A 19,397-nucleotide genomic window follows, 5' to 3' on the forward strand; every position below is an offset into this window, starting at 1 on the left:
TGTCCATCTCCCGGATCGGCTCAGTGCTGCATTCGCGGCTCGTTCGGCGTCTGTGCCTGAATCAATGCGGACTCAAGTAACGAGCGCAGGGACTCAAGTTCATGGGTCGTCGCCATCATCAGTACCGCTGCAGGTGACTTGGGCTGCATCAGCATCGCTTGTTGCGAAATGGCTAGCGCGCAGACGGCATATTCCGCAGCTTGGATGAGGGTGTCTTCGAGGGAGTGGAGGGTGTGGGGTGGGTCGGGGACCATCTTTAACATTCCTATATCTCCAGATAGGCTGCGCCGATCCCGCTGTCAAACAGGTTAGGTGGCAGCTGTGCGTGGGTTGACAGACCGGCGGATATAGGAAGTTCCGGCGCACGCAAGCGTGCCCCACGCGCAGCCGCCATTGAGGGCGCCGCAGAACCTATATACCGTTACGGCCTGTCAAAGCCGTGTCGCTGATGAGCAACGACCGGCCCAGACTAGAGCGCCAATAGGGCACCCGCAACGGAAAATAGGCGGCATCAGTATCTTTGGGAAATGCCCTACAAGAAAGCGAAAAATTCTGATTTTTCGACACAGATAGACATCATCTTGGGTGGGGATAGCAAGGAATCGTGCATTGTTCTATGGGAGCGCTGCCAAGGCTGTGATAATGGCGGCAATGACAAGGGCCATACCATGCTGACCATCTCCAATAACGTGCATCTGCCGGATGCCGAAATCGAACTGACCTATATCCGCGCGCAAGGCGCGGGTGGGCAGAATGTCAACAAGGTGTCCAGCGCCGTGCACCTGCGCTTCGACATCCCGGCCTCTTCATTGCCCGAGTTCTACAAGGAGCGGCTGCTGGCGCTGCGTGACAGTCGCATCACCGGCGACGGTGTGTTGATCCTCAAGGCCCAGCAATACCGCACCCAGGAGCAGAACCGTGCTGACGCACTGGCGCGTCTTGCCGAGTTGATCATCGCTGCCGGCAAGACCGAAAAGAAACGCCGCCCCACCAAACCGACCCTCGGCTCGAAGACCCGCCGGCTTGAAGGGAAAGCCAGGCGGAGCACTGTCAAGGCGGGTCGGGGCAAGGTGGATTTCTAGGGCGGTGTCGGACCGTCGCTGGCAAGTCTGGGCTCTGCGATGCCAGCGTGGCTAGTCCGGCTGCAAAGCGGCCCCCGGGTTTTGGCGTAACATCAACTATTGCTGGGGCTGCTTTGCAGCCCCTTCGCGGCACAAGGCCGCTCCTACAAAGGTCCGCGTAAGCCAACACGCAAGATCACTTGATCAGCGGCACACCGCTCAGCTTCTGCAACTCGTCAAAGTCGATATCCGCACAAATCTCGACCACTTTCAGCCCTTCAGGCGTTACTTCCAGTACGGCCAGGTCGGTGTAGATGCGGCTGACGCACGCAATGCCGGTCAGCGGGTAGGTGCACTCGGACACCAGCTTGCTTTCGCCGGTCTTGGTCAGGTGGTCCATCATCACGAACACCTGGCGGGCGCCGGTGGCCAGGTCCATCGCGCCGCCTACAGCCGGGATCGAGCCTTCGGCGCCGGTGTGCCAGTTGGCCAGGTCGCCCTTGACCGACACCTGGAAGGCGCCCAGTACGGCGATGTCCAGGTGGCCGCCACGCATCATCGAGAACGAGTCGGCATGGTGGAAGAAGGCGCCACCGGTCAGCAGAGTCACGTGCTGCTTGCCGGCGTTGATCAGGTCATCGTCTTCCTCGCCCGGCGCAGGGCTTGGGCCCATGCCCAGCAGGCCGTTCTCGCTGTGCAGGAAGACTTCCTTGTCGCCCAGGTAGTTGGCCACCAGGGTGGGGGCGCCGATACCCAGGTTTACGTACGCGCCTTCCTGGATGTCTGCGGCCACGCGCTGGGCCATCTCGGTGCGGGAGAGCTTTTTGGTGATGGTCATGGCAGGCCTCAGACAGCGTTGGCAATCGAAGAAGCGGCAGCACCGGAAACGGCAACCACGCGCTGGACGAAGATACCCGGGGTGATGATGTGTTCCGGGTCCAGTTCACCGAGTTCGACAACCTGGTCGACCTGGGCGATGGCGGTCTTGGCAGCCATGGCCATGATCGGGCCGAAGTTACGGGCGGCCTTGCGGTAGGTCAGGTTGCCCCAACGGTCACCCTTGTGCGCCTTGATCAGCGCAAAGTCGGCGTGCAGCGGCATTTCCAGCACGTACATGCGGCCGTCGATTTCACGGGTTTCCTTGCCTTCGGCCAGCAGGGTGCCGTAGCCGGTCGGCGAGAAAAACGCACCAATGCCCGAACCTGCTGCGCGGATGCGCTCGGCCAGGTTACCTTGTGGTACGACTTCCAGTTCGATCTTGCCGGCCCGGTACAGTTCGTCGAACACGTAGGAGTCGGACTGGCGCGGGAACGAGCAGACCACCTTGCGCACGCTGCCCGCCATGAGCAGGGCGGCCAGGCCGATCTCGCCGTTACCGGCGTTGTTGCTGATAATGGTCAGGTCGCGGGCACCGGTTGCGATCAGGCCATCGATCAGCTCGGACGGCATGCCGGCTGTGCCGAAGCCACCGACCATGATGGTCGAACCGTCGGTGATCCCTTCCACCGCGCTGGCGATGGACTCGTACGTTTTGTTGATCAAGGCGAGCTCCTGGTTGTTCCTGGAGTAGGGTTGTCGGGCTGGCCGGCGCGTTGAAGCGATCAGGCCTGTCAGCGCTTGAAATGGGTTGCTGACTTTCGCTATAGCGTGCCGCAAGATAGGGCAACAGTAGAGGGGGTTTAGCGGAATTTGTGCGATTATCGAACTGTTGTGCGATGTGCGAGCAGTTCTGGTGGCTATTTGTCACATTTCGGACAAGGGCCTGATTTCATCTGGTTTGCGCCTCGTTGGTGCATGCAGGGCCTGGCATAACCTTTCTTGCACAAGTGCTGTGCATTCAATGACTTGAATTCCCCATTTATCACCGCTCCCGCCGTTGGCGTGCGAATTGCTATCAGATTGCCATCCGATGTCGCGTATGGTGAAGATAATGTCGCTTTCCAGTGGTTCGATGGCGTTGTCATCGAGTGAGAAGGGCTGGTTGCCCTGGTTCGGTAAAACCGGAAAGCTCAGCATGGGCTGGGCATGTCGCCTGAACCGGGCGAGCTATCCGCAGATCGAACAAACCTTCGAAGCCATTGCCCAGACCCGCATGCGTTTGTTGCATGACTGGGCGAACGAGCACTGGGAGCATTTGGCTGAACTTGCAGAACAACTCGCGCAAGGGTTCGCTCAACCCGATAGCACGCTGCTGCGGGACAAACTGGCGCAGGCCGAAGACTTTTCCGAGTTGTTTGTCGTCGATGCTGCGGGCAGCATCATCACCTCGACCTGGCCACAACGTGGTACGCCACGTATCGAGCAGACTGCAGCGCTGGCCCAAGGGCTGAAGGCGCCCTTTCTGCATGGCCCTTACAGCGACCCGCTGACCCTGCGCATCGGCCCGTCGTCTTCACGCTTCCACGACGAAGTGACGCTGATGTTCTACCAGCCGGTGAAGGCTGGCGGTAAAGTCCTTGGCTGCCTGTGCGGTCGGGTACCCAACGATGTTCTGGGTGACCTGATCCAGCGCGAGGCCGGGCATATTTTCGCCGAGTCGGGCGACAACTACCTGTTCATGGCGCAGTCGCGCTTCGACCCGGCGATCCAGCCCGGCACGGCCCTGTCGCGCTCGCGCTTCGAGGACGGCACCTTCACCCACGGCGAAAACCTCAAAAGTGGAGTGCACACGCCTTGGTCCACCGTACAGGTCCAGCGCCATACCGAACTGGAACTGCGCTTCACCGACCCCTCCACGCGCGAACTGCACCCTGGGGTAAGGGAAACCATCAGGCGTGGTGCCAACCTGTTCGTGACCTACCCGGGTTACTCGGATTACCGCCACGTACCAGTGGTCGGCAAGGGCGTAACGTTCCAGTTGCCGGGCTCGCCTGACCGCTGGGGCATGATGTGCGAAGCCGACCTGGAGGAGGTCTACCGCCGCCGCTCGCTGAGTCATGGGTTGATGAAACCCTATGTGGCGACCATGGCCGGGTTGTTCGGCTGCAACTACCTGGTGCAGCACTATGCCGGCCTGGCGCAAGGGCTGAACGATGTTGTTCTGGGCTTGAGCATGCTCGGCGCCACGCTGTTGTTCGGCGTATTTGGGCCCAAGCGCCTGGCTGCCAGGCTTAATGGCATGAGCGGCGTGCTGCGTACCATCGCCGAGGGTGAAGGCAACCTGCGTCAGCGCCTGGACACCAGCACCCTGGGCAATGACGAGAGCGGCGATATGGCGCGCTGGATCAACAGTTTCATCGACCGCCTGGACGCGGTGGTGGGCCAGGTGGTCAAGGCCAGCCGCACGGTCGGCAGTACCAACCAGATGATGCTCGGGCGCAGCCAGGCGGCCAGCGTGAGCTCCGCCGATGTGGCTGATGCGGTGCATCAGATGATGATCATCATGGAGGAGCAGCTTGGCGAACTGCAGCAGGCGTCGGTCAGCGCCGAACAGATGAAGCAGGCCATGGACGAGGTGGTCAGCCGTGCCCGCGAGCAGTTTCTGGCGGTGCAGGCAGGCACCCAGTCCATTCGCGATGTGGTGGCGCGCTCGTCATCCAGCGTGCAGCGGCTTGACAGCCGCATGGTCGAGATCGACAACATCACCGGGCTGATCAGCGACATCACCAACCAGACCAACCTGCTGGCGCTCAATGCCGCCATCGAGGCGGCGCGCGCCGGCGAGCATGGTCGTGGTTTTGCGGTGGTGGCCGACGAGGTGCGCAGCCTGGCCGCGCGAACCGCGCGCGCGGCCGAAGACATTCGCCACATGGTCGAGAGCCTACAGGGCGAAACCCGCCAGGCCGTCAGTTTCATGGAGCAGGGCGTACAGGACGTGGACAACAGCCTGCGCCTTGCCGAAGACGCTTCGTCCGAGAACGTCCAACTGCACCAGGCCGTGGAAAGCATGTTCGCCATCATCCAGCAGCTCAACCGGCGAAGCGTGGAATATGGCAAGACCATCGAGCAGGTCAACCAGTCCTCCAGCGAGATGCAGCAGACCGCGGTGGTGCTGCAGAGCAGCGCGCAGAAGGTGCGGGTGGATGCTGGCAAGCTGCAGAAGCTGGTAGGGCAGTTCGAGGTCAGCGGTGAGGGTAAGGGGGCCGCTGCAGCTTGAGCACAAGATCGGGTGCGCGAAACGGTTCGTGCATGCGTACAAGGCATGCCGTGCCCTCGGGCAATGCATCATGCACTCCAGCTTCAGGCATCATGTACCCAGCCCCATCCAGAAAGCTGAACCCGTCAAATGCCAGACTCCATCAAACCCAACCGCGCCATCTATGACTTGGACATGCTTCGCACCGTGGTCATGGTGGCCGACTGCGGCAGTTTCACCACCGCTGCCGCGCGCCTGCACTCCACCCAGTCCACGGTCAGCCAGAAGGTGCGCCGGCTGGAGGAAATGGTCGGCCAGCAGCTGCTCGACCGCAGTAACCGCGAGGTGCACCCGACCGATGCGGGGGAAACCCTGCTGGGGTATGCGCGGCACCTGCTGGCGGTGAGCAGCCAGTTGACCGAAGCCATGTCGGGCGGGGTGACGGTGACCGTGCGCATCGGCCTGCCGGACGATTTTGTCGCGGGCAAGACGATGCAGGCGCTGGCGGCGTTCAACCGCCGCAACCCGACGGTAAAGCTGGAAATTACCGGAGGGCTTAGCCGGGACTTGATGAGCACCTATGACCGTGGCGAGCTGGACCTGGTGCTGATCAAGCAGCGGCGCCACAGCCGTGAGGCCAATGCGTGCCAGCCGGAGCGCATCGAATGGATCGACAGTGCGCAGTACCCGTGTTTTGCCCAGGACCCGATTCCGCTGGTGACCTTTCCGCCACGCGGGTTGTACCGGGATGACATGATCGGTGCCGTCGAGGCAATGGGGCGCAGTTGGCGGATCGCTTTTACCAGTTCGAGCCTGGCGGGGATTCAGGAGGCGGTGGCTAACGGGTTAGGGGTTAGCCTGTTGCCGTCGCGGGTAGTGACGGGTGGGCATCGAGTGCTCGGGGCGGAGCAGGGGTTCAAGCCTATCAAGGTGTTCGAGGCGGCGATTTTTCATCGGCCTACGGCGGACCCTATGGTCATGGCGCTGGCTGAAATTCTGATCGGGATCTTGCGGGCTGAGGCGGAGTAAGAATGCGCCTTCGCTCAGAGTGCAAAGTCTGAAACCGAGTCGCGTACTTTGTGGGAGCAACTGTCTTGCTCAAATCTGAAAGCTTTCGCGATCACTGTGGGAGCGGGCATGCCCGCGAACACGGGCGAAGCCCGTGCCATCCACCGCGCCGCCTGCTTCGCGGGCTTGCCCGCTCCCACAAGGGGGCGCGCAGGGCTTAAAATCTGTGCTCTGCCAGGGGTTTTAACGGTGGATTTCCGTGGCGAACTGCGCAGCCTTCAACTGCAACTGTGCAGGCCTGCCCCAGAACGCGCCGTGGCGCACGATCACCCGTTCATGAATGGCCGCTGCCACCGCCGCAGCAGCATTCGGTGCCCTGAACAGAACGAAGCTGGCCTCGTTACCAACCTTCAACCCATAGTCCTGCTTGCCCATCACCCCGGCACTGGCTTCGGTCGCCATTTCCAGCGCAACCCGCAGCTCCTCATCGGTATTGAAGCCCGAGCGGTAGCTGACCAGCATGGCCCTTTGCAGCATGTCGCCATTGCCGTAGGGCCACCAGGCGTCCTGGATGTTGTCGTTGCCGGTAAATACCCGCACGCCGCCGTCACGCAGGCGCAGTACGGGTGGAAACGCATGTTCGCCGGGGGCGTTGGTCATGATGGAGATGCCTGCGCCGGCCAGCACTTCGGCCGTGCGGTCGACAACAGCATCGGATACGTCGCCCAGGCCATAGGCGTGGCTGACCGCCACCAGGCCTTGCATGCCCAGTGCCTGGGTGCGCGCAGCGATGCGTTGGAGCTGAGCGATGCAGATGTCGCCGGGTTCGTGCAGGTGGATATCAACCTTCACGCCATGGCGCTCGGCGATACCGAACACGATGTCCAGTTGGGCGTCGGCGTCGCCATCCAGTGTGGTGGGGTCGATGCCGCCGACCACCTGCACGCCTTCGCGGATGGCCGCTTCCATCACTTCAGCCGTACCGGGGCAGGTCACCACACCGGCCTGAGGGAAGGCCACCAGCTCGATGTCGAGCAGGTCTTTCCACTTGTCCCGGGCTTGGAGCATGGCGTGCAGGTTGGTCAGGCCGGTGGTGGCGTCTACGTCCACGTGGCAGCGCATCGCCAGGGTGCCGAACGAGGCAGCTTGGCACATCAGCGCATCGGCGCGCTCGACGATGGGTGGGGCACTGGCCAGTTCGCGTTTTTCCACGGCCAGGCGCTCGCGCAGGCTGGCCACGGGTTGGTGCGGTCGCCAGCGGTCGCCGACAAAGCTCTTGTCCAGGTGAATGTGGCCATCGACAAAGCCTGGCAGCACCAGCAGGCCTTCGAGGTCGATGGTTTCACGGGCTGGGGTGCTGGCGCGTTGCGGGCCGATGTGGGTGATGCGGCCGTTGGTTACGGCAATGTGCAGGGGCTTGCCATCGGCATCGATAGCGTTGATGAACTCACGGTCGTTCATGATCGGGCCTTTTTTACGGAGGCTTGGGTGACGTACCACGGTAGGGGGGATGTGGGCCTGTCTCCAATTAATTATCAGGATCGGGTGCAGTGCATTTCTGGATGCAGGCAGGGGATGCTGACCTGTATTAAAAAGCCCACTGACGTGGATGCCGATAATTAACTTTCAAAGCCCGCAATGTCGGCCCACGATTGCCACCGAGACCCGCCTCGCCGCCAGCTACGGCGCCCTTCGGGCAGGTCGCCACACACAATAAAAACAAATGCCGTGTCGGGGTCCCCATGACGCAAGATGCCAAGCTGCTGCGTGCCGCGCTGATTTTCATCGCCTGTACTTCCTTCATCGTCTGTGGCGTACAACCCATCTTCATGGGTTTGGTCACAGAGCAGCTGAGCCTGTCACTCGATCAGCAGGGCTGGGTGGTGTCGGTCGAGATGATCGGCATGACCCTGGGCACCTTGCTTTGCCCGGTGCTGATGAAGCGCCATGGCGGGCGCAGCCTGTGCCTGTTCGTTGGCGCGCTGTGCGTGGCATTGAGCATCGCGACCGCCTTTGCCACCACCAACACCGTGCTGCTGATCGTGCGCCTGGCGGCCGGCACCTGTGCGGGGCTGGTGTATGCCTATGCGGTGTCCACGCTGGGCCGCTTGCCCAACCAGGACCGTTCGTTCGGGTTGATGCTGTTGCTGCAAACGCCCGAGTACTCGTTGTTTTCCGCAGGGTTGCCGCTGCTGGCCGCGCAGAGTGGCACGGTGACCGCCTTGTGCGCGTTCGGCCTGTGGTACTTGCTCATCTGCGGCGCCAGCCTGGTGCTACCGCGTCGCCCGGCGGCGTTGCTGGCCAGTGGCGAAGCCTCACCTGCCCAGAGTGGTTCGGCGCGCACGGGGCGCACTGCGCTGGTGGGCATGCTGTTCATGCAGATCGCCATCTACTGCGTATGGGGCTTCATCGACCAGTTGGCGCGAGACCAGGGCATCAGCGGCGTCGATATCGGCTGGGCATTCGGCCTGTCGGCCCTGGGTGGTTTGCCCGGGGCGGGGCTGCCTAGCCTGCTGGGGGCGCGGGTCAATCGCCAATTGATGATCGCCGTAGGGCTGGTGGCGGTGTTCATTTCCATCGCCATGCTTACGGGGCATACCCGCACGCCAATGCAGCTGTTCGTTGCGTTGTTGCTGATCAACTTTGGTTGGGTGCTGTCGTTGTCGTACTACATGGCGCTGATTACCACCAACGACCCGACTGGCAAGCTCACACCGCTGGTCAGCATCACGTTGATGGGGGCGGCAGCGGTGACGCCGGCGCTGATCGCCATGCTGGTGGAGGGCTCCAACCAGCAGCTGATTTTCCTGTTGGGTACCGGGGCGTTGGTGATTGCCTTTGCAGTCACTTGCCTTGGGGCAGGTCGCAGGGGGATGCCCAGCAAGGCTGCTTATTGAGCATACCCCTGGTGGCAGCCAATACCGGCCCAGGCTTCAGCCCCCGGCAATCGGCTCCGGCAAGCCCTTTACGCCGGGGTTGAGCGCGAACACGCCGCCGGCCAGGGGCTGGTCGCTCAGGTCGATGCCTTGTGGGCGAATCGACGTCACGAACAGCGTATCCAGCTGCGGGCCGCCGAATGCGCACATGGTCGGTTTCTTTACCGGTAGCGGCAGGGCGCGATCCAGCTTCCCTTCGGGGGTAAAGCGCAGTACCTGACCGGCATCGATCGCGCAAATCCAGTAGCAACCCTCGGCATCTACCGCAGCCCCGTCCGGTCGGCCGGGGTGCTGGTTCATGTCGACGAATATTCGGCGGTTGTGCGGTGTGCCGCTGTCGATGTCGTAGTCGAAGGCCCAGATCAGCTGAACGCTGGGGTGCGAGTCGGAGACATACAGTGTTTTGCCGTCCGGGCTGAACGCCATGCCGTTGGGCACGATCAGCTTGTCCAGTCGTGCTTGCATTGGCTTTACCGTTGCGTCCGCCGTCGCGTCATATCGGTAAAGCGCACCCACCGGCTCGGCGCCCATGTTTGTTTGCATCGTACCGGCCCAAAAGCGCCCCTGGCGGTCACAACGTCCGTCATTGAAACGCATGCCGGGCCTCGCGTGTTCGACGCTGGTGCGCTTGTCGGCAACCAGGCGACCGTCAGCCTGGGGGGTGAGGTGAAAGATCCCGCTCTCCATGGCCCCAAGCCAGTGGCCTTGCTGGCTACGGACGATGCAGCCGAGCATTTCGTCTGCGGCCCAGTGATGTGTCTGGCCGTCTGGTTGCCAGCGGTGCAGGCGGCCTGCCGGTATATCTACCCAGTACAAGGCATTTTCCTGCGGGTGCCAGACCGGGCTTTCGCCTGTGGCATTGCGTGCATCGGTAATCAGTTCGGCTGTCATGGAAGAATTACGCGCTCCATCAGGGTTTAGTCGTCAAAAGGGCCGGCAGCGGTGAAGGCGCCACCTTGCAGGTGGGCCGTCGGGTCATCTGAAGCGGGCTTTGGCTGCTGCTCCAGGGCCGGGCGGAAGCGCTCGGCACTGTCCTTCGGATTGAAGTCCAGGTGTGCGGCGTGGCGGTTGCTCCACCAGAGGTCGCGGTTGGCTGAGACACCGTACACCACGGTATGGCCGACGTTTTCGGCGAGCAATGCGCGATCTACCAGATGCGCCAGGTCGCCGTAGCTCAGCCAGGTGGACAGCATGCGCACATTGCGTGGTTCGGGGAATGAAGAGCCGATGCGCAGGCTGACGGTTTCGATGCCGTAGCGGTGGAAGTAGAACGTGGCCAGGTCTTCGCCGTAGGCCTTCGACAGCCCGTAGTAGCAGTCTGGTCGGCGCGGCGAATGCGCATCTACCTGTTCGCCTTGAGGGTAAAAGCCGGTGACATGGTTCGAGCTGGCGAACACCACGCGCTTGATGCCGTGCTTTCGGGCGGCCTCATAGATGTGGAAGGTGCCGACGATGTTGGCTTGCAGAATCTCTTCGAAGGCACGCTCGGTGGAGATGCCGCCCAGGTGCACGATGGCGTCCACATCCTCGGCCAGGGCCAATACGCCGGCCTTGTCGGCCAGGTCGCAGTTGATGACTTGCTCATGCTCGCCCGCAGCCGCTGCCATGGGGCTGATGTCTGATACGCGCACGATGTTGGCGTGTGCTTGCAGTGCTTGGCGAAGCACTTGCCCGAGCCCGCCGGCGGCGCCGGTGAGCAGCAGGCGGTTGAAGGGTTTGCGGTTGGGCGTGGTCATTGTCGGATGCCTTTTGCTGAAACTGCATGAGGGTGCCGTGGTGCAACGACACCGGCATGGTCGGGCGGTTGCCCTTACAGGAAGTTGTACTGGATACCCAGGCGCCAACGGGCCTGGCGATCGTCCGTGTAGCTGTTGACCTTGATGTCACCCACTTCCATGAATGGCGCCCACTGTTTGTTGAGCTTGTACTTGATGATCAGGTTCTGCTCGTAGTCCTGCTTCTTGTTGTCGTAACGGATGTAGTCGGTGGTGAAGTGGATGTACTGGTATTCGAATGCCCACGGGCCGCTGGGGGTGTAGCCGAGCCAGCCTTCAAGGCGGGTGGTGTTCTGGTTGTCCTTGGCGCGGTCCGCTTTGCTGTGGTCGACCTGATCCCGGTCGAGGCTGCGTGCGTCGTGGCGTACGCGGGTGGCGACGTACCAGGTGTCGCTGAGCTTGTAGTTGTACTTCAAGCCGAACTTGTAGGTGGTTGCGTCCTTGGAACTGTCCATCTGGAAGGCGGGGGTCCAGGTCGACCGGGGGCTCATCTTGTAGTTGTAGTCCACGGTGAACTCATGGCCGTTGTTGACCATGTTGTCGTAGGCGACGTCTTCGCGGTCGCCGGCAGTTTTGTATTTGATTTCTGCGGCAAACCCCAGGCCGCTGTCCTTGCGGTAGCTCAGCTTTATCCGGTCGGAGTGAATGCTGTCGTCTTCGGTGTACCCATGCCGGTAGTTGATGCTGGCGGAGTCCGCGCAGGCGTAGAACGACAAGCCGAGGGTACTGGCGGCGATAAGGCGGCGAAGTGTGTTGTTCATGCGATCTCTTTTTTTGTTTTTGTTGAGGACGTGATGAGGCGTGTGATCGGGATGAGGTGGGTGGGGCGCTCCGTGATTTTTCAAATAAGTTATCGTACGACCAGGGGGCTGTCTACGAAATATTGAAATGTTGTCTGATCACTCTGATATAAGGCTCTAAATCAGTAGTTGTGGCTTTTGTTGAGCTTTGTGATGGGGATCACATGGTGGGGTTTAGCAGACTATTCACGACTATTTCGTCGGTTTGAAGTGGTGCTTTTCAAATGTTGTATGATGACGTAGGATTGCCCCCAGAGCGTGACTCACCCGCCACAAATCCAATAAGAAGGCTCAGACGTCCATGATCATTACTGCTGTAAACGTCCAGGTGTTTTCCTACCCCACGCGCCGCGCTGTAGACAGCGCCGGCCATGCCCATCCGGGCGACGTGACCCAGGCCAAGATGGCCTTGCTGCGAATCAAGACTGAGTGCGGCAACGAAGGCTTCGCCTTCGGCGCTCCCGAGCTGATCCGCCCGTACGTGCTGGATGGCTTCGTGCGCAAGGTGCTGGTCGGCGCCAATGCCTTCGACCGCGAAAAAATCTGGCACGACCTGGCGCACTGGCAACGCGGCAGCGCAAGCCAGCTCACCGACCGCGCCCTGGCACTGGTCGAACAGGCCCTGTGGGACTGGGCCGGGCGCAAGCTCAAGGTGCCGGTGCACAAGCTCATCGGTGGCTACCGCGACAAGGTCCCGGCTTACGGTTCGACCATGTGCGGTGACGAGCTGCCGGGCGGCCTGTCGACCCCTGAAGAATACGGCCGCTTCGCCGAGACCCTGGTCAAGCGCGGCTACAAGGCGATCAAGCTGCACACCTGGATGCCGCCGGTGTCGTTCGCCCCGAGCGTGAGCATGGACATCAAGGCCTGCGCCGCCGTACGTGAAGCGGTCGGCCCCGACATCGCGCTGATGATCGACGGCTATCACTGGTACAGCCGCACCGAAGCGCTGACCGTCGGCCGTGCGCTGGAGAAGCTGAATTTCGCCTGGTTCGAAGAGCCGATGATGGAAGACTCGGCCGAGTCCTACGCGTGGCTGGCCGCCCAGTTGGACATCCCCGTGCTGGGCCCGGAAAGCCTCGGTGGCAAACACCTGAGCCGCGCCAGTTGGGTCAAGAACGATGTCTGTGACATCCTGCGCGCCGGCGTTGCCGGGGTCGGCGGTATCGCCCCGTGCCTGAAGGTCGCGCACATGGCCGAAGCGTTTGGCATGGATTGCGAGATCCACGGCAACGGCGCGGCCAACCTGGCGGTGGTCGGCGCGATCAAGAACTGCACCTGGTACGAGCGCGGCCTGCTGCACCCGTTCCTCAACTATGACGAAGTACCGGCCTACCTCAAGCGCCTGGTCGACCCGATGGATGAAGACGGCTTCGTGCACCTCTCCGACCTGCCAGGCCTGGGGGAGGAGATCGACTTCGACTACGTCGAGACCAACACGCTGCAGAGCTTCTGATTCGTGCATGGCGGCACGCCTTGGTGCGTGCCGCCCGAGAGTCCAATAACTATAAAAAGGCTATCTCACATGAGCGTTCTCCCCAAATTCTGGGCGGGGGTCCTGGCCGCATCGCTGGCGATGACGTCGGTACCTGCCGCTTTCGCCAAGACCCCCGCCGACCAGTTGATCGTCGGCATGAGCATGATCAACCTGCTGTCGCTCGACCCGGCCGCCGCCACCGGCCTGGATGTCTCAGAGGTCAATGCCAACCTCTACGACATGCTGCTGGTGCAGGACGTCAAGCAGCCGGACCAGCTGGTACCGGCTCTGGCGCAAAGCTGGCAGGTCAGCGACGACCGCAAGACCCTGACCTTCACGCTGCGCCCCGGCGTGACCTTCCAGTCGGGCAACCCGCTGACTGCCGAAGACGTCGCCTGGTCGTTGCAGCGCGTGCTCAAGCTCAATCTGGCCCTGGCCTCGACATGGAAGGCTTACGGCTTCACCGCCGGCAACGCCGCCCAGTACCTGCGCGCCGCCGACGAGCACACCTTTGTCCTCGAGCTGCCGCGGCCAACCGACCCGATGTTGGTGCTCAACACCCTGGCGACCTCGCCCAGTGCCTTCATCCTCGACCGCAAAGTGGTTCAGCAACACCAGAAGGGCGACGACATGGGCGGCGCCTGGCTGACTACACACGCCGCCGGAAGCGGCCCGTTCATCCTCAATGACTGGCGCGCCAACGATGTGATCCTGATGAGCCGCTACGACGGTTACTGGGGTGGCCCGGCCAAGCTCAAGCGCATCGTCATGCGCAACATGACTGAGTCGCAGTCGCTGCGCCTGATGGTCGAGCGCGGTGACCTGGACCTGGCCAAGGGCATGTCCGCACCCGACATCGAAGCCCTGGAGAAGTCCGACAAGGTGCGCACCCAGACCGTGCAGCGCGGGACCCTCTACTACGTTGCCCTGAGCGTCAAGAACAAGCCCTACGATGACGCCCGTGTGCGCCGCGCGGTGCGTTCGCTGATCGACTACCAAGGCATCAACCAGACCGTCATGCCGCACTACGGCCAGCTCAACCAGCGCCCATTGCCGCTCGGCCTGCCGGCACGGCTGGACGATCCGGGCTACACCCTGAACGTCGCCGAGGCGAAAAAACTGCTGACCGAAGCCGGTTACCCGAATGGCTTCAAAACCACCATCCGCGTGCTCACCGAGCCGCCATTCATCAACATCGCCTCCAGCCTGCAGGCGACCCTGGCCCAGGCCGGCATCCAGGCGACCATCGTCACCGGCACCGGCAACCAGATCTACGGCGCCATGCGCGAACGCAGCTTCGACATCCTGGTCGGCCGCGGCGGTGGCGGGGCCGAGCGTCATCCGCATTCGAGCCTGCGGACCCTGGTGTACAACCCGGACAACCGCGACGAAGCCAAGCTGAGCAACTTCCAGGGCTGGCGCACGTCGTTCTACAGCCCCGAGTTGAACGCGCTGATCGAGCAGGCCGAAGTCGAGCCTGACAAGACCAGGCAACTGGCCCAGTACCAGCAGATCCAGAAGACCCTGGACGCGCAGGTCGGCGCGATCCTGCCGGTGTCGCAGATGACCGACACCGTGGTGGTCTACCACGATGTTCAGGATTACCAGACCCACAGTGCGGCCACCACCCGCTACAAAGACGTCTACAAGTCGCGATGAGCGGGAGCGGGGCGTGCGCGCCCCGAACGCCTCGGTGTTGGCTGAACGCATTTTCAGGAGCCTGTTATGTTAGTTTCGACTGCCTCTGTGCTGGGCACGCGCGTGTCTGGCACTGCCCGCCGGGCCAGCACGGTCCTGGTGACCCTGCTCGGTCTGTTGGCGCTGACCTTCTTCATTGGCCGGGTGATGCCGCTGGACCCGGTGCTGGCCGTAGTCGGTCCGGACGCCGACAGCTCTACCTACGACCAGGTGTACCGGGCGATGGGCCTGGACCAGCCGATCTGGGTGCAGTTCGGGCTGTACCTCAACGACCTGCTCCACGGTGATTTCGGCAACGCCCTGCTGACCGGCCACCCGGTGCTGGACGACATCAAGCGGGTGTTCCCGGCGACCATCGAGTTGGCCACCCTGGCGATCCTCTTCGGCATCGTCATCGGCTTGCCACTGGGCGTGGTCGCGGCCAGTAACCAGGGCCGCCTTGGCGACCATGTGGCACGGGTGATCACCCTGTTCGGTTACTCCACGCCTATCTTCTGGGTCGGCATGATGGGGCTGCTGGTGTTCTACGCCTGGCTCGGCTGGGCCGGCGGGGCAGGGCGCATCGACCTCGCCTACGACGGCATGGTGCCGGACATCACCGGCCTGTTGCTGATCGACACAGCCCTGGCCGGCGATTGGGAAGCCTTCACCAGCGCGCTGCGGCACATCGTCCTGCCGGGGCTGATCCTGGGCCTCAACTCGGTCGCCTACATCAGCCGCATGACCCGCAGCTTCATGCTCGAACAGCTGTCCCAGGAATACATCATCACCGCCCGGGTCAAGGGCCTGTCGCGCCGCCAGGTGGTCTGGGGCCATGCGTTTCGCAACATCCTCGTGCAGCTGCTGACGGTGGTCGCTTTGGCCTACGGCTCGCTGCTCGAAGGCGCGGTACTGATCGAAACGGTGTTTGCCTGGCCCGGTTTTGGTCAGTACCTGACCAGCAGCCTGATGCTCGGTGACATGAACGCGGTGATGGGCTGTGTGCTGGTGATCGGGCTGATCTTCGTCGCCCTGAACCTGATCAGCGACGCCCTGTACAAGGTGTTCGACCCAAGGACCCGTTAAGCCCCGCGCGGCCAGCGCGAACACAGTGCATGACTATAAAAACAAGGACAGCCACATGAAAACTGTACTTCCGATCCTGCGCCTGAGCCTGCTGGGTGCGATGCTGGCACTGGGGCCGATGGCCGCCGTGCAGGCCAAGACCCCCGCCGACCAGTTGATCGTCGGCATGAGCATGGTCAACCTGTTTTCCATCGACCCGGCCAACGCCCCGGGCCTGGATGCCTCCGGGGTCAACGCCAACCTGTATGACACGCTGGTCAAGCGCGACCAGGGCAACCCGGAAAAACACCTGCCACAGTTGGCCGAACGCTGGGAGATCAGCGAAGACGGCAAGCAAGTCACCTTCCACCTGCGCAGCGACGTCAAGTTCCATTCCGGCAACCCGCTCACCGCCGAAGACGTGGCCTGGTCGCTGTACCGCGTGATGAAACTCAACTTCGGCCTGGCCACCACCTGGAAGGCCTACGGCTACAGCGTCGACAACATTCAGGGGCTGATCCGCGCCACTGACCCGCACACCCTGGTGGTCGAGCTGCCACAGCCCGCCGACCCGCTGCTGCTGATCGACTCGCTGGCAATCTCGCCCAGCGCGGTCATCGTCGACCGCCAGGAAGCCTTGAAGCACGAGAAGGACGGCGACCTGGGCGCCGCCTGGCTAGTCACCAACGAGGCCGGCAGCGGCCCGTTCACCCTGACCAAGTGGAGCGCCAACGACGCCTTGGTGATGACCCGCTTCGACGGCTACTGGGCGGGCCCTGCAAAAATGAAGCGGGTGCTGGTGCGGCACATGACCGAGTCGCAATCACTCAGGCTGATGCTCGAGCGCGGTGACCTCGACCTGGTCTACGGCATGGCCGCGCCAGACATCAAGGCCATCGAGCGCTCGCCCAAGCTGCAGGTGCAACCGCTGCAGCGCGGCACTATGTACTACGTGGCGATGAGCATGAAGCAGCCCGAATTCGCCAACCAGAAAGTCCGCGAAGCAGTGCGCAACCTGATCGACTACAAAGGCATCGACGAGCAAGTCATGCCGCACTACGGCATGCTCAACCAGCAGCCGATGCAGCTTGGCCTCGACGCCCGCCTGCCGGACCCAGGCTACAAGATGGATGTCGCCAAGGCCAAGGCGTTGCTGGCCGAAGCCGGCTACCCGCAAGGCTTCACCACCACCATCCGGACCTTGTCCGAGCCGCCGTTCATCGACATCGCCGCGCGCATGCAGTCGACGCTCGCCGAAGGCGGGATCAAGGCCAGCATCGTCACCGGCACCGGCAACCAGGTGTATGGCGCGATGCGCGCGCGCAACTTCGAGATGATCGTCGCGCGCGGTGCCGAGCGCTACCCGCACCCGTACTTCAGCCTGCGCACCTTTGTCTACAACCCGGACAACAGCGACAGTGCGGGCCTGCCCAACTTCCAGGGCTGGCGCGCGTCGTTCTTCGATCAACAGCTCAATGCGCTGATCGACCAGGCGGGCGTCGAGCGTGACGCCGCCAAGCGCGTGAGCCTGTACCACCAGGCCCAGCAGCGCTACGACCAGCAGGTCGGGCCGATCATGATGCTCTCGCAGATGACCGACACCGCGGTGAGCGCGGTGGACGTCAAGGGCTTTACCGGCGATGACGCCGAGGCGACCCGTTACCTGGGCGTCTACAAGCAACGCTGAACCTGTCCGGGGGCGCCAGCGGGCGCTCCGGGCGGCCATGATTTCACACCGAGAACATGCCGATGATTGCCAACATGTCTTCTACCCAAGCAAGCGCCAAGCCGCAGGCCGACACCACGCCGGCTTCCAGCCTCGACGCCTTTTACAAAAGCAGCCTGCGGGTGCTGCGCCACCTGTTGCGCAACCCCATGACCCTGGCCGGGCTGCTGGTGGCCGTGCTGCTGATCGTGGTTGCCACCTTTGCCCCGTGGATCGCCACCCATGACCCGGTGGTGCAGAACCTCGCCAATGCCCTGCAGGCCCCCGGTGCCGCGCACTGGTTCGGCACCGACGAATACGGCCGCGACATCTTCAGCCGGTTGGTCTACGGCTCACGCATCACCCTCTACATCATTACCCTGGTGACCGTTATCGTCGGACCGATCGGGCTGTTCATCGGCACTGTGTCGGGCTACTACGGCGGCATCGTCGACACGGTGTTCATGCGCATCACCGACATCTTCATCTCGTTCCCCAGCCTGGTCCTGGCACTGGCGTTCATCGCTGCCCTTGGCCCTGGCCTGGAGCATGCCGTGGTCGCTATCGCGCTGACCTCGTGGCCACCGATCGCACGGCTGGCAAGGGCTGAAACCCTGTCGCTGCGCAAGGCCGACTTCGTTGTCGCGGTCGAGCTGCAGGGCGCCTCGTCGACGCGCATCATCCTGCGTCACATTGTGCCGATGTGCCTGTCGTCGGTGATCATCCGCCTGACCATGAACATGGCCGGGATCATCCTCACCGCCGCGGCGCTGGGCTTCCTCGGCCTTGGCGCACAGGCACCGCTGCCGGAGTGGGGCGCGATGATCTCCACCGGTCGACGCTACATGCTCGAATGTTGGTGGCTGGTGGCGGTACCGGGTGCGGCGATCATGCTGGTGAGCCTGGCGTTCAACCTGCTGGGCGATGGCCTGCGGGACATTCTCGATCCGCGTAGCGAGTAACTGGAGGCTTTATGTCGTCGCTCAAACTCAACGTCGAAGCGCTCAACGTACGCTTCGTCAACGGCAAGAAAGAAATGCACGCGGTGCGCGATGTGTCGTTCACCCTTGGCCGGGAAAAACTGGCCATCGTCGGCGAGTCCGGCTCGGGCAAGTCGACGGTCGGGCGCAGCTTGCTCAAGCTGCACCCCGGCAGCACGCAGATCACCGCCAAGGCCCTGCAGTTCGGCGATGTCGACCTGCTCAGCGCCAGCGAAAAGGCCATGCAGAAGATCCGTGGCCAGCGCATCTCGATGATCATGCAAGACCCCAAGTACTCGCTCAACCCGGTGGTCAAGGTTGGCGACCAGATCGCCGAGGCGTACCTGGCGCACCACAAGGCCAGCCGCAGCGAGGCACGCGAGCGGGTCATGCTGATGCTGGAAAAGGTCCATATCCGCGACCCGAAACGCGTCTACAACCTGTACCCGCATGAAGTCAGCGGCGGCATGGGCCAGCGCATCATGATCGCCATGATGGTCATCACCAACCCGGAGGTGATCATCGCCGACGAGCCGACCTCGGCACTCGACGTGTCGGTGCGCCAGCAGGTGCTCAACGTGCTCGAAGCGCTGGTGGTCGAGCAGCAGATGGGGCTGATCTTCGTCAGCCACGACCTCAACCTGGTGCGCAACTACTGTGACCGGGTGTTGGTGATGTACGCCGGGCGGGTGGTCGAGTCGCTCGCCGCGTGCGACCTGCAATATGCCGAACACCCGTATACCCGTGGCCTGCTGGCGGCCTTGCCGAGCATGGACAACCGCCGCCCGCGCTTGCCGGTGCTGCAACGCGACCCGCTCTGGCTCACCTGCTGAGGTAA

General features: G+C 62.7%; 17 protein-coding genes. 10 read left to right on the forward strand and 7 right to left on the reverse strand.

Annotated features, from left to right (window positions below; translation table 11 throughout):
• Window positions 1-20: 20 nt before the first annotated feature.
• Complete coding sequence (locus tag LU684_RS15960) at window positions 21-263, reverse strand: hypothetical protein (RefSeq protein WP_016488005.1); 243 nt, start codon at window positions 261-263, stop codon at window positions 21-23.
• A gap of 405 nt (window positions 264-668) precedes the next feature.
• Between LU684_RS15960 and arfB the strand changes: the two genes are divergently transcribed.
• On the forward strand, window positions 669-1,082 hold the full coding sequence (gene arfB, locus LU684_RS15965) for an alternative ribosome rescue aminoacyl-tRNA hydrolase ArfB (RefSeq protein ID WP_023047269.1): 414 nt from the start codon (window positions 669-671) through the stop codon (window positions 1,080-1,082).
• A 175-nt stretch (window positions 1,083-1,257) separates the two neighbouring features.
• Here arfB and LU684_RS15970 read toward each other — a convergent pair whose 3' ends face one another.
• Both LU684_RS15970 and LU684_RS15975 read right to left on the reverse strand, forming a co-directional pair.
• Entirely contained in the window at window positions 1,258-1,899 is a 642-nt protein-coding gene (locus tag LU684_RS15970; protein ID WP_016488003.1) for a 3-oxoacid CoA-transferase subunit B, read from the reverse strand.
• A gap of 8 nt (window positions 1,900-1,907) precedes the next feature.
• A complete protein-coding gene (locus LU684_RS15975) occupies window positions 1,908-2,603 on the reverse strand; it encodes a 3-oxoacid CoA-transferase subunit A (RefSeq protein WP_016488002.1) in 696 nt (231 codons plus the stop codon).
• Between the two features lie 1,903 nt (window positions 2,604-4,506).
• Between LU684_RS15975 and LU684_RS30745 the strand changes: the two genes are divergently transcribed.
• Window positions 4,507-5,157 (forward strand): methyl-accepting chemotaxis protein, encoded by a 651-nt coding sequence (locus LU684_RS30745; protein ID WP_371262284.1) that lies wholly within the window; start codon window positions 4,507-4,509, stop codon window positions 5,155-5,157.
• A gap of 129 nt (window positions 5,158-5,286) precedes the next feature.
• Window positions 5,287-6,165: a LysR substrate-binding domain-containing protein gene (locus LU684_RS15985; protein ID WP_016487999.1), complete on the forward strand. Its 879-nt coding sequence runs from the start codon at window positions 5,287-5,289 to the stop codon at window positions 6,163-6,165.
• Between the two features lie 222 nt (window positions 6,166-6,387).
• Here LU684_RS15985 and LU684_RS15990 read toward each other — a convergent pair whose 3' ends face one another.
• Window positions 6,388-7,605, reverse strand: a complete 1,218-nt coding sequence (locus tag LU684_RS15990; protein ID WP_023047272.1) for an amidohydrolase family protein — start codon at window positions 7,603-7,605, stop codon at window positions 6,388-6,390.
• 281 nt (window positions 7,606-7,886) lie between these two features.
• Between LU684_RS15990 and LU684_RS15995 the strand changes: the two genes are divergently transcribed.
• Window positions 7,887-9,041 carry an MFS transporter gene (locus LU684_RS15995; RefSeq protein ID WP_070086362.1) on the forward strand — a complete coding sequence of 385 codons (1,155 nt, stop codon included), beginning with the start codon at window positions 7,887-7,889 and terminating at the stop codon, window positions 9,039-9,041.
• 36 nt (window positions 9,042-9,077) lie between these two features.
• Here LU684_RS15995 and LU684_RS16000 read toward each other — a convergent pair whose 3' ends face one another.
• From LU684_RS16000 to LU684_RS16010, 3 genes are all read right to left on the reverse strand, one after another.
• The gene (locus LU684_RS16000) at window positions 9,078-9,971 is read right to left on the reverse strand and encodes an SMP-30/gluconolactonase/LRE family protein (RefSeq protein ID WP_060517130.1); all 894 of its coding nucleotides are present in this window, start codon (window positions 9,969-9,971) and stop codon (window positions 9,078-9,080) included.
• Window positions 9,972-9,997: 26 nt separating this feature from the next.
• On the reverse strand, window positions 9,998-10,816 hold the full coding sequence (locus LU684_RS16005; RefSeq protein ID WP_232894816.1) for an NAD-dependent epimerase/dehydratase family protein: 819 nt from the start codon (window positions 10,814-10,816) through the stop codon (window positions 9,998-10,000).
• A 74-nt stretch (window positions 10,817-10,890) separates the two neighbouring features.
• Window positions 10,891-11,616 (reverse strand): oligogalacturonate-specific porin KdgM family protein, encoded by a 726-nt coding sequence (locus LU684_RS16010; protein WP_095115599.1) that lies wholly within the window; start codon window positions 11,614-11,616, stop codon window positions 10,891-10,893.
• A gap of 340 nt (window positions 11,617-11,956) precedes the next feature.
• Between LU684_RS16010 and LU684_RS16015 the strand changes: the two genes are divergently transcribed.
• The 6 genes from LU684_RS16015 (at window position 11,957) to LU684_RS16040 (ending at window position 19,392) form a co-directional block, all read left to right on the forward strand.
• On the forward strand, window positions 11,957-13,111 hold the full coding sequence (locus LU684_RS16015) for a mandelate racemase family protein (protein WP_016487993.1): 1,155 nt from the start codon (window positions 11,957-11,959) through the stop codon (window positions 13,109-13,111).
• Window positions 13,112-13,180: 69 nt separating this feature from the next.
• Window positions 13,181-14,791 (forward strand): ABC transporter substrate-binding protein, encoded by a 1,611-nt coding sequence (locus LU684_RS16020; RefSeq protein ID WP_019472022.1) that lies wholly within the window; start codon window positions 13,181-13,183, stop codon window positions 14,789-14,791.
• Between the two features lie 66 nt (window positions 14,792-14,857).
• Entirely contained in the window at window positions 14,858-15,895 is a 1,038-nt protein-coding gene (locus LU684_RS16025; RefSeq protein ID WP_023047279.1) for an ABC transporter permease, read from the forward strand.
• Window positions 15,896-15,950: 55 nt separating this feature from the next.
• The gene (locus tag LU684_RS16030; protein WP_016487990.1) at window positions 15,951-17,561 is read left to right on the forward strand and encodes an ABC transporter substrate-binding protein; all 1,611 of its coding nucleotides are present in this window, start codon (window positions 15,951-15,953) and stop codon (window positions 17,559-17,561) included.
• A gap of 62 nt (window positions 17,562-17,623) precedes the next feature.
• On the forward strand, window positions 17,624-18,541 hold the full coding sequence (locus LU684_RS16035) for an ABC transporter permease (RefSeq protein ID WP_023047280.1): 918 nt from the start codon (window positions 17,624-17,626) through the stop codon (window positions 18,539-18,541).
• 11 nt (window positions 18,542-18,552) lie between these two features.
• Complete coding sequence (locus tag LU684_RS16040; RefSeq protein WP_031311759.1) at window positions 18,553-19,392, forward strand: ABC transporter ATP-binding protein; 840 nt, start codon at window positions 18,553-18,555, stop codon at window positions 19,390-19,392.
• Window positions 19,393-19,397: the final 5 nt, after the last annotated feature.

Source organism: Pseudomonas sp. NMI542_15 (assembly GCF_021283425.1).
Lineage (GTDB): Bacteria > Pseudomonadota > Gammaproteobacteria > Pseudomonadales > Pseudomonadaceae > Aquipseudomonas > Aquipseudomonas fortuita.

What these genes read in the sequence shown, in the direction of transcription:
- LU684_RS16015 (WP_016487993.1), top strand. Translation starts at nt 11,957, where the DNA reads ATGATCATTACTGCTGTAAACGTCCAGGTGTTTTCCTACCCCACGCGC.
- LU684_RS16040 (WP_031311759.1), top strand. Translation starts at nt 18,553, where the DNA reads ATGTCGTCGCTCAAACTCAACGTCGAAGCGCTCAACGTACGCTTCGTC.
- LU684_RS16000 (WP_060517130.1), bottom strand. Translation starts at nt 9,971, where the DNA reads ATGACAGCCGAACTGATTACCGATGCACGCAATGCCACAGGCGAAAGC.
- LU684_RS15990 (WP_023047272.1), bottom strand. Translation starts at nt 7,605, where the DNA reads ATGAACGACCGTGAGTTCATCAACGCTATCGATGCCGATGGCAAGCCC.
- LU684_RS16035 (WP_023047280.1), top strand. Translation starts at nt 17,624, where the DNA reads ATGATTGCCAACATGTCTTCTACCCAAGCAAGCGCCAAGCCGCAGGCC.
- LU684_RS16005 (WP_232894816.1), bottom strand. Translation starts at nt 10,816, where the DNA reads ATGACCACGCCCAACCGCAAACCCTTCAACCGCCTGCTGCTCACCGGC.
- LU684_RS15995 (WP_070086362.1), top strand. Translation starts at nt 7,887, where the DNA reads ATGACGCAAGATGCCAAGCTGCTGCGTGCCGCGCTGATTTTCATCGCC.
- LU684_RS15960 (WP_016488005.1), bottom strand. Translation starts at nt 263, where the DNA reads ATGTTAAAGATGGTCCCCGACCCACCCCACACCCTCCACTCCCTCGAA.
- LU684_RS16020 (WP_019472022.1), top strand. Translation starts at nt 13,181, where the DNA reads ATGAGCGTTCTCCCCAAATTCTGGGCGGGGGTCCTGGCCGCATCGCTG.
- LU684_RS15985 (WP_016487999.1), top strand. Translation starts at nt 5,287, where the DNA reads ATGCCAGACTCCATCAAACCCAACCGCGCCATCTATGACTTGGACATG.
- LU684_RS15970 (WP_016488003.1), bottom strand. Translation starts at nt 1,899, where the DNA reads ATGACCATCACCAAAAAGCTCTCCCGCACCGAGATGGCCCAGCGCGTG.
- LU684_RS16010 (WP_095115599.1), bottom strand. Translation starts at nt 11,616, where the DNA reads ATGAACAACACACTTCGCCGCCTTATCGCCGCCAGTACCCTCGGCTTG.
- LU684_RS30745 (WP_371262284.1), top strand. Translation starts at nt 4,507, where the DNA reads ATGGACGAGGTGGTCAGCCGTGCCCGCGAGCAGTTTCTGGCGGTGCAG.
- arfB (WP_023047269.1), top strand. Translation starts at nt 669, where the DNA reads ATGCTGACCATCTCCAATAACGTGCATCTGCCGGATGCCGAAATCGAA.
- LU684_RS16025 (WP_023047279.1), top strand. Translation starts at nt 14,858, where the DNA reads ATGTTAGTTTCGACTGCCTCTGTGCTGGGCACGCGCGTGTCTGGCACT.
- LU684_RS16030 (WP_016487990.1), top strand. Translation starts at nt 15,951, where the DNA reads ATGAAAACTGTACTTCCGATCCTGCGCCTGAGCCTGCTGGGTGCGATG.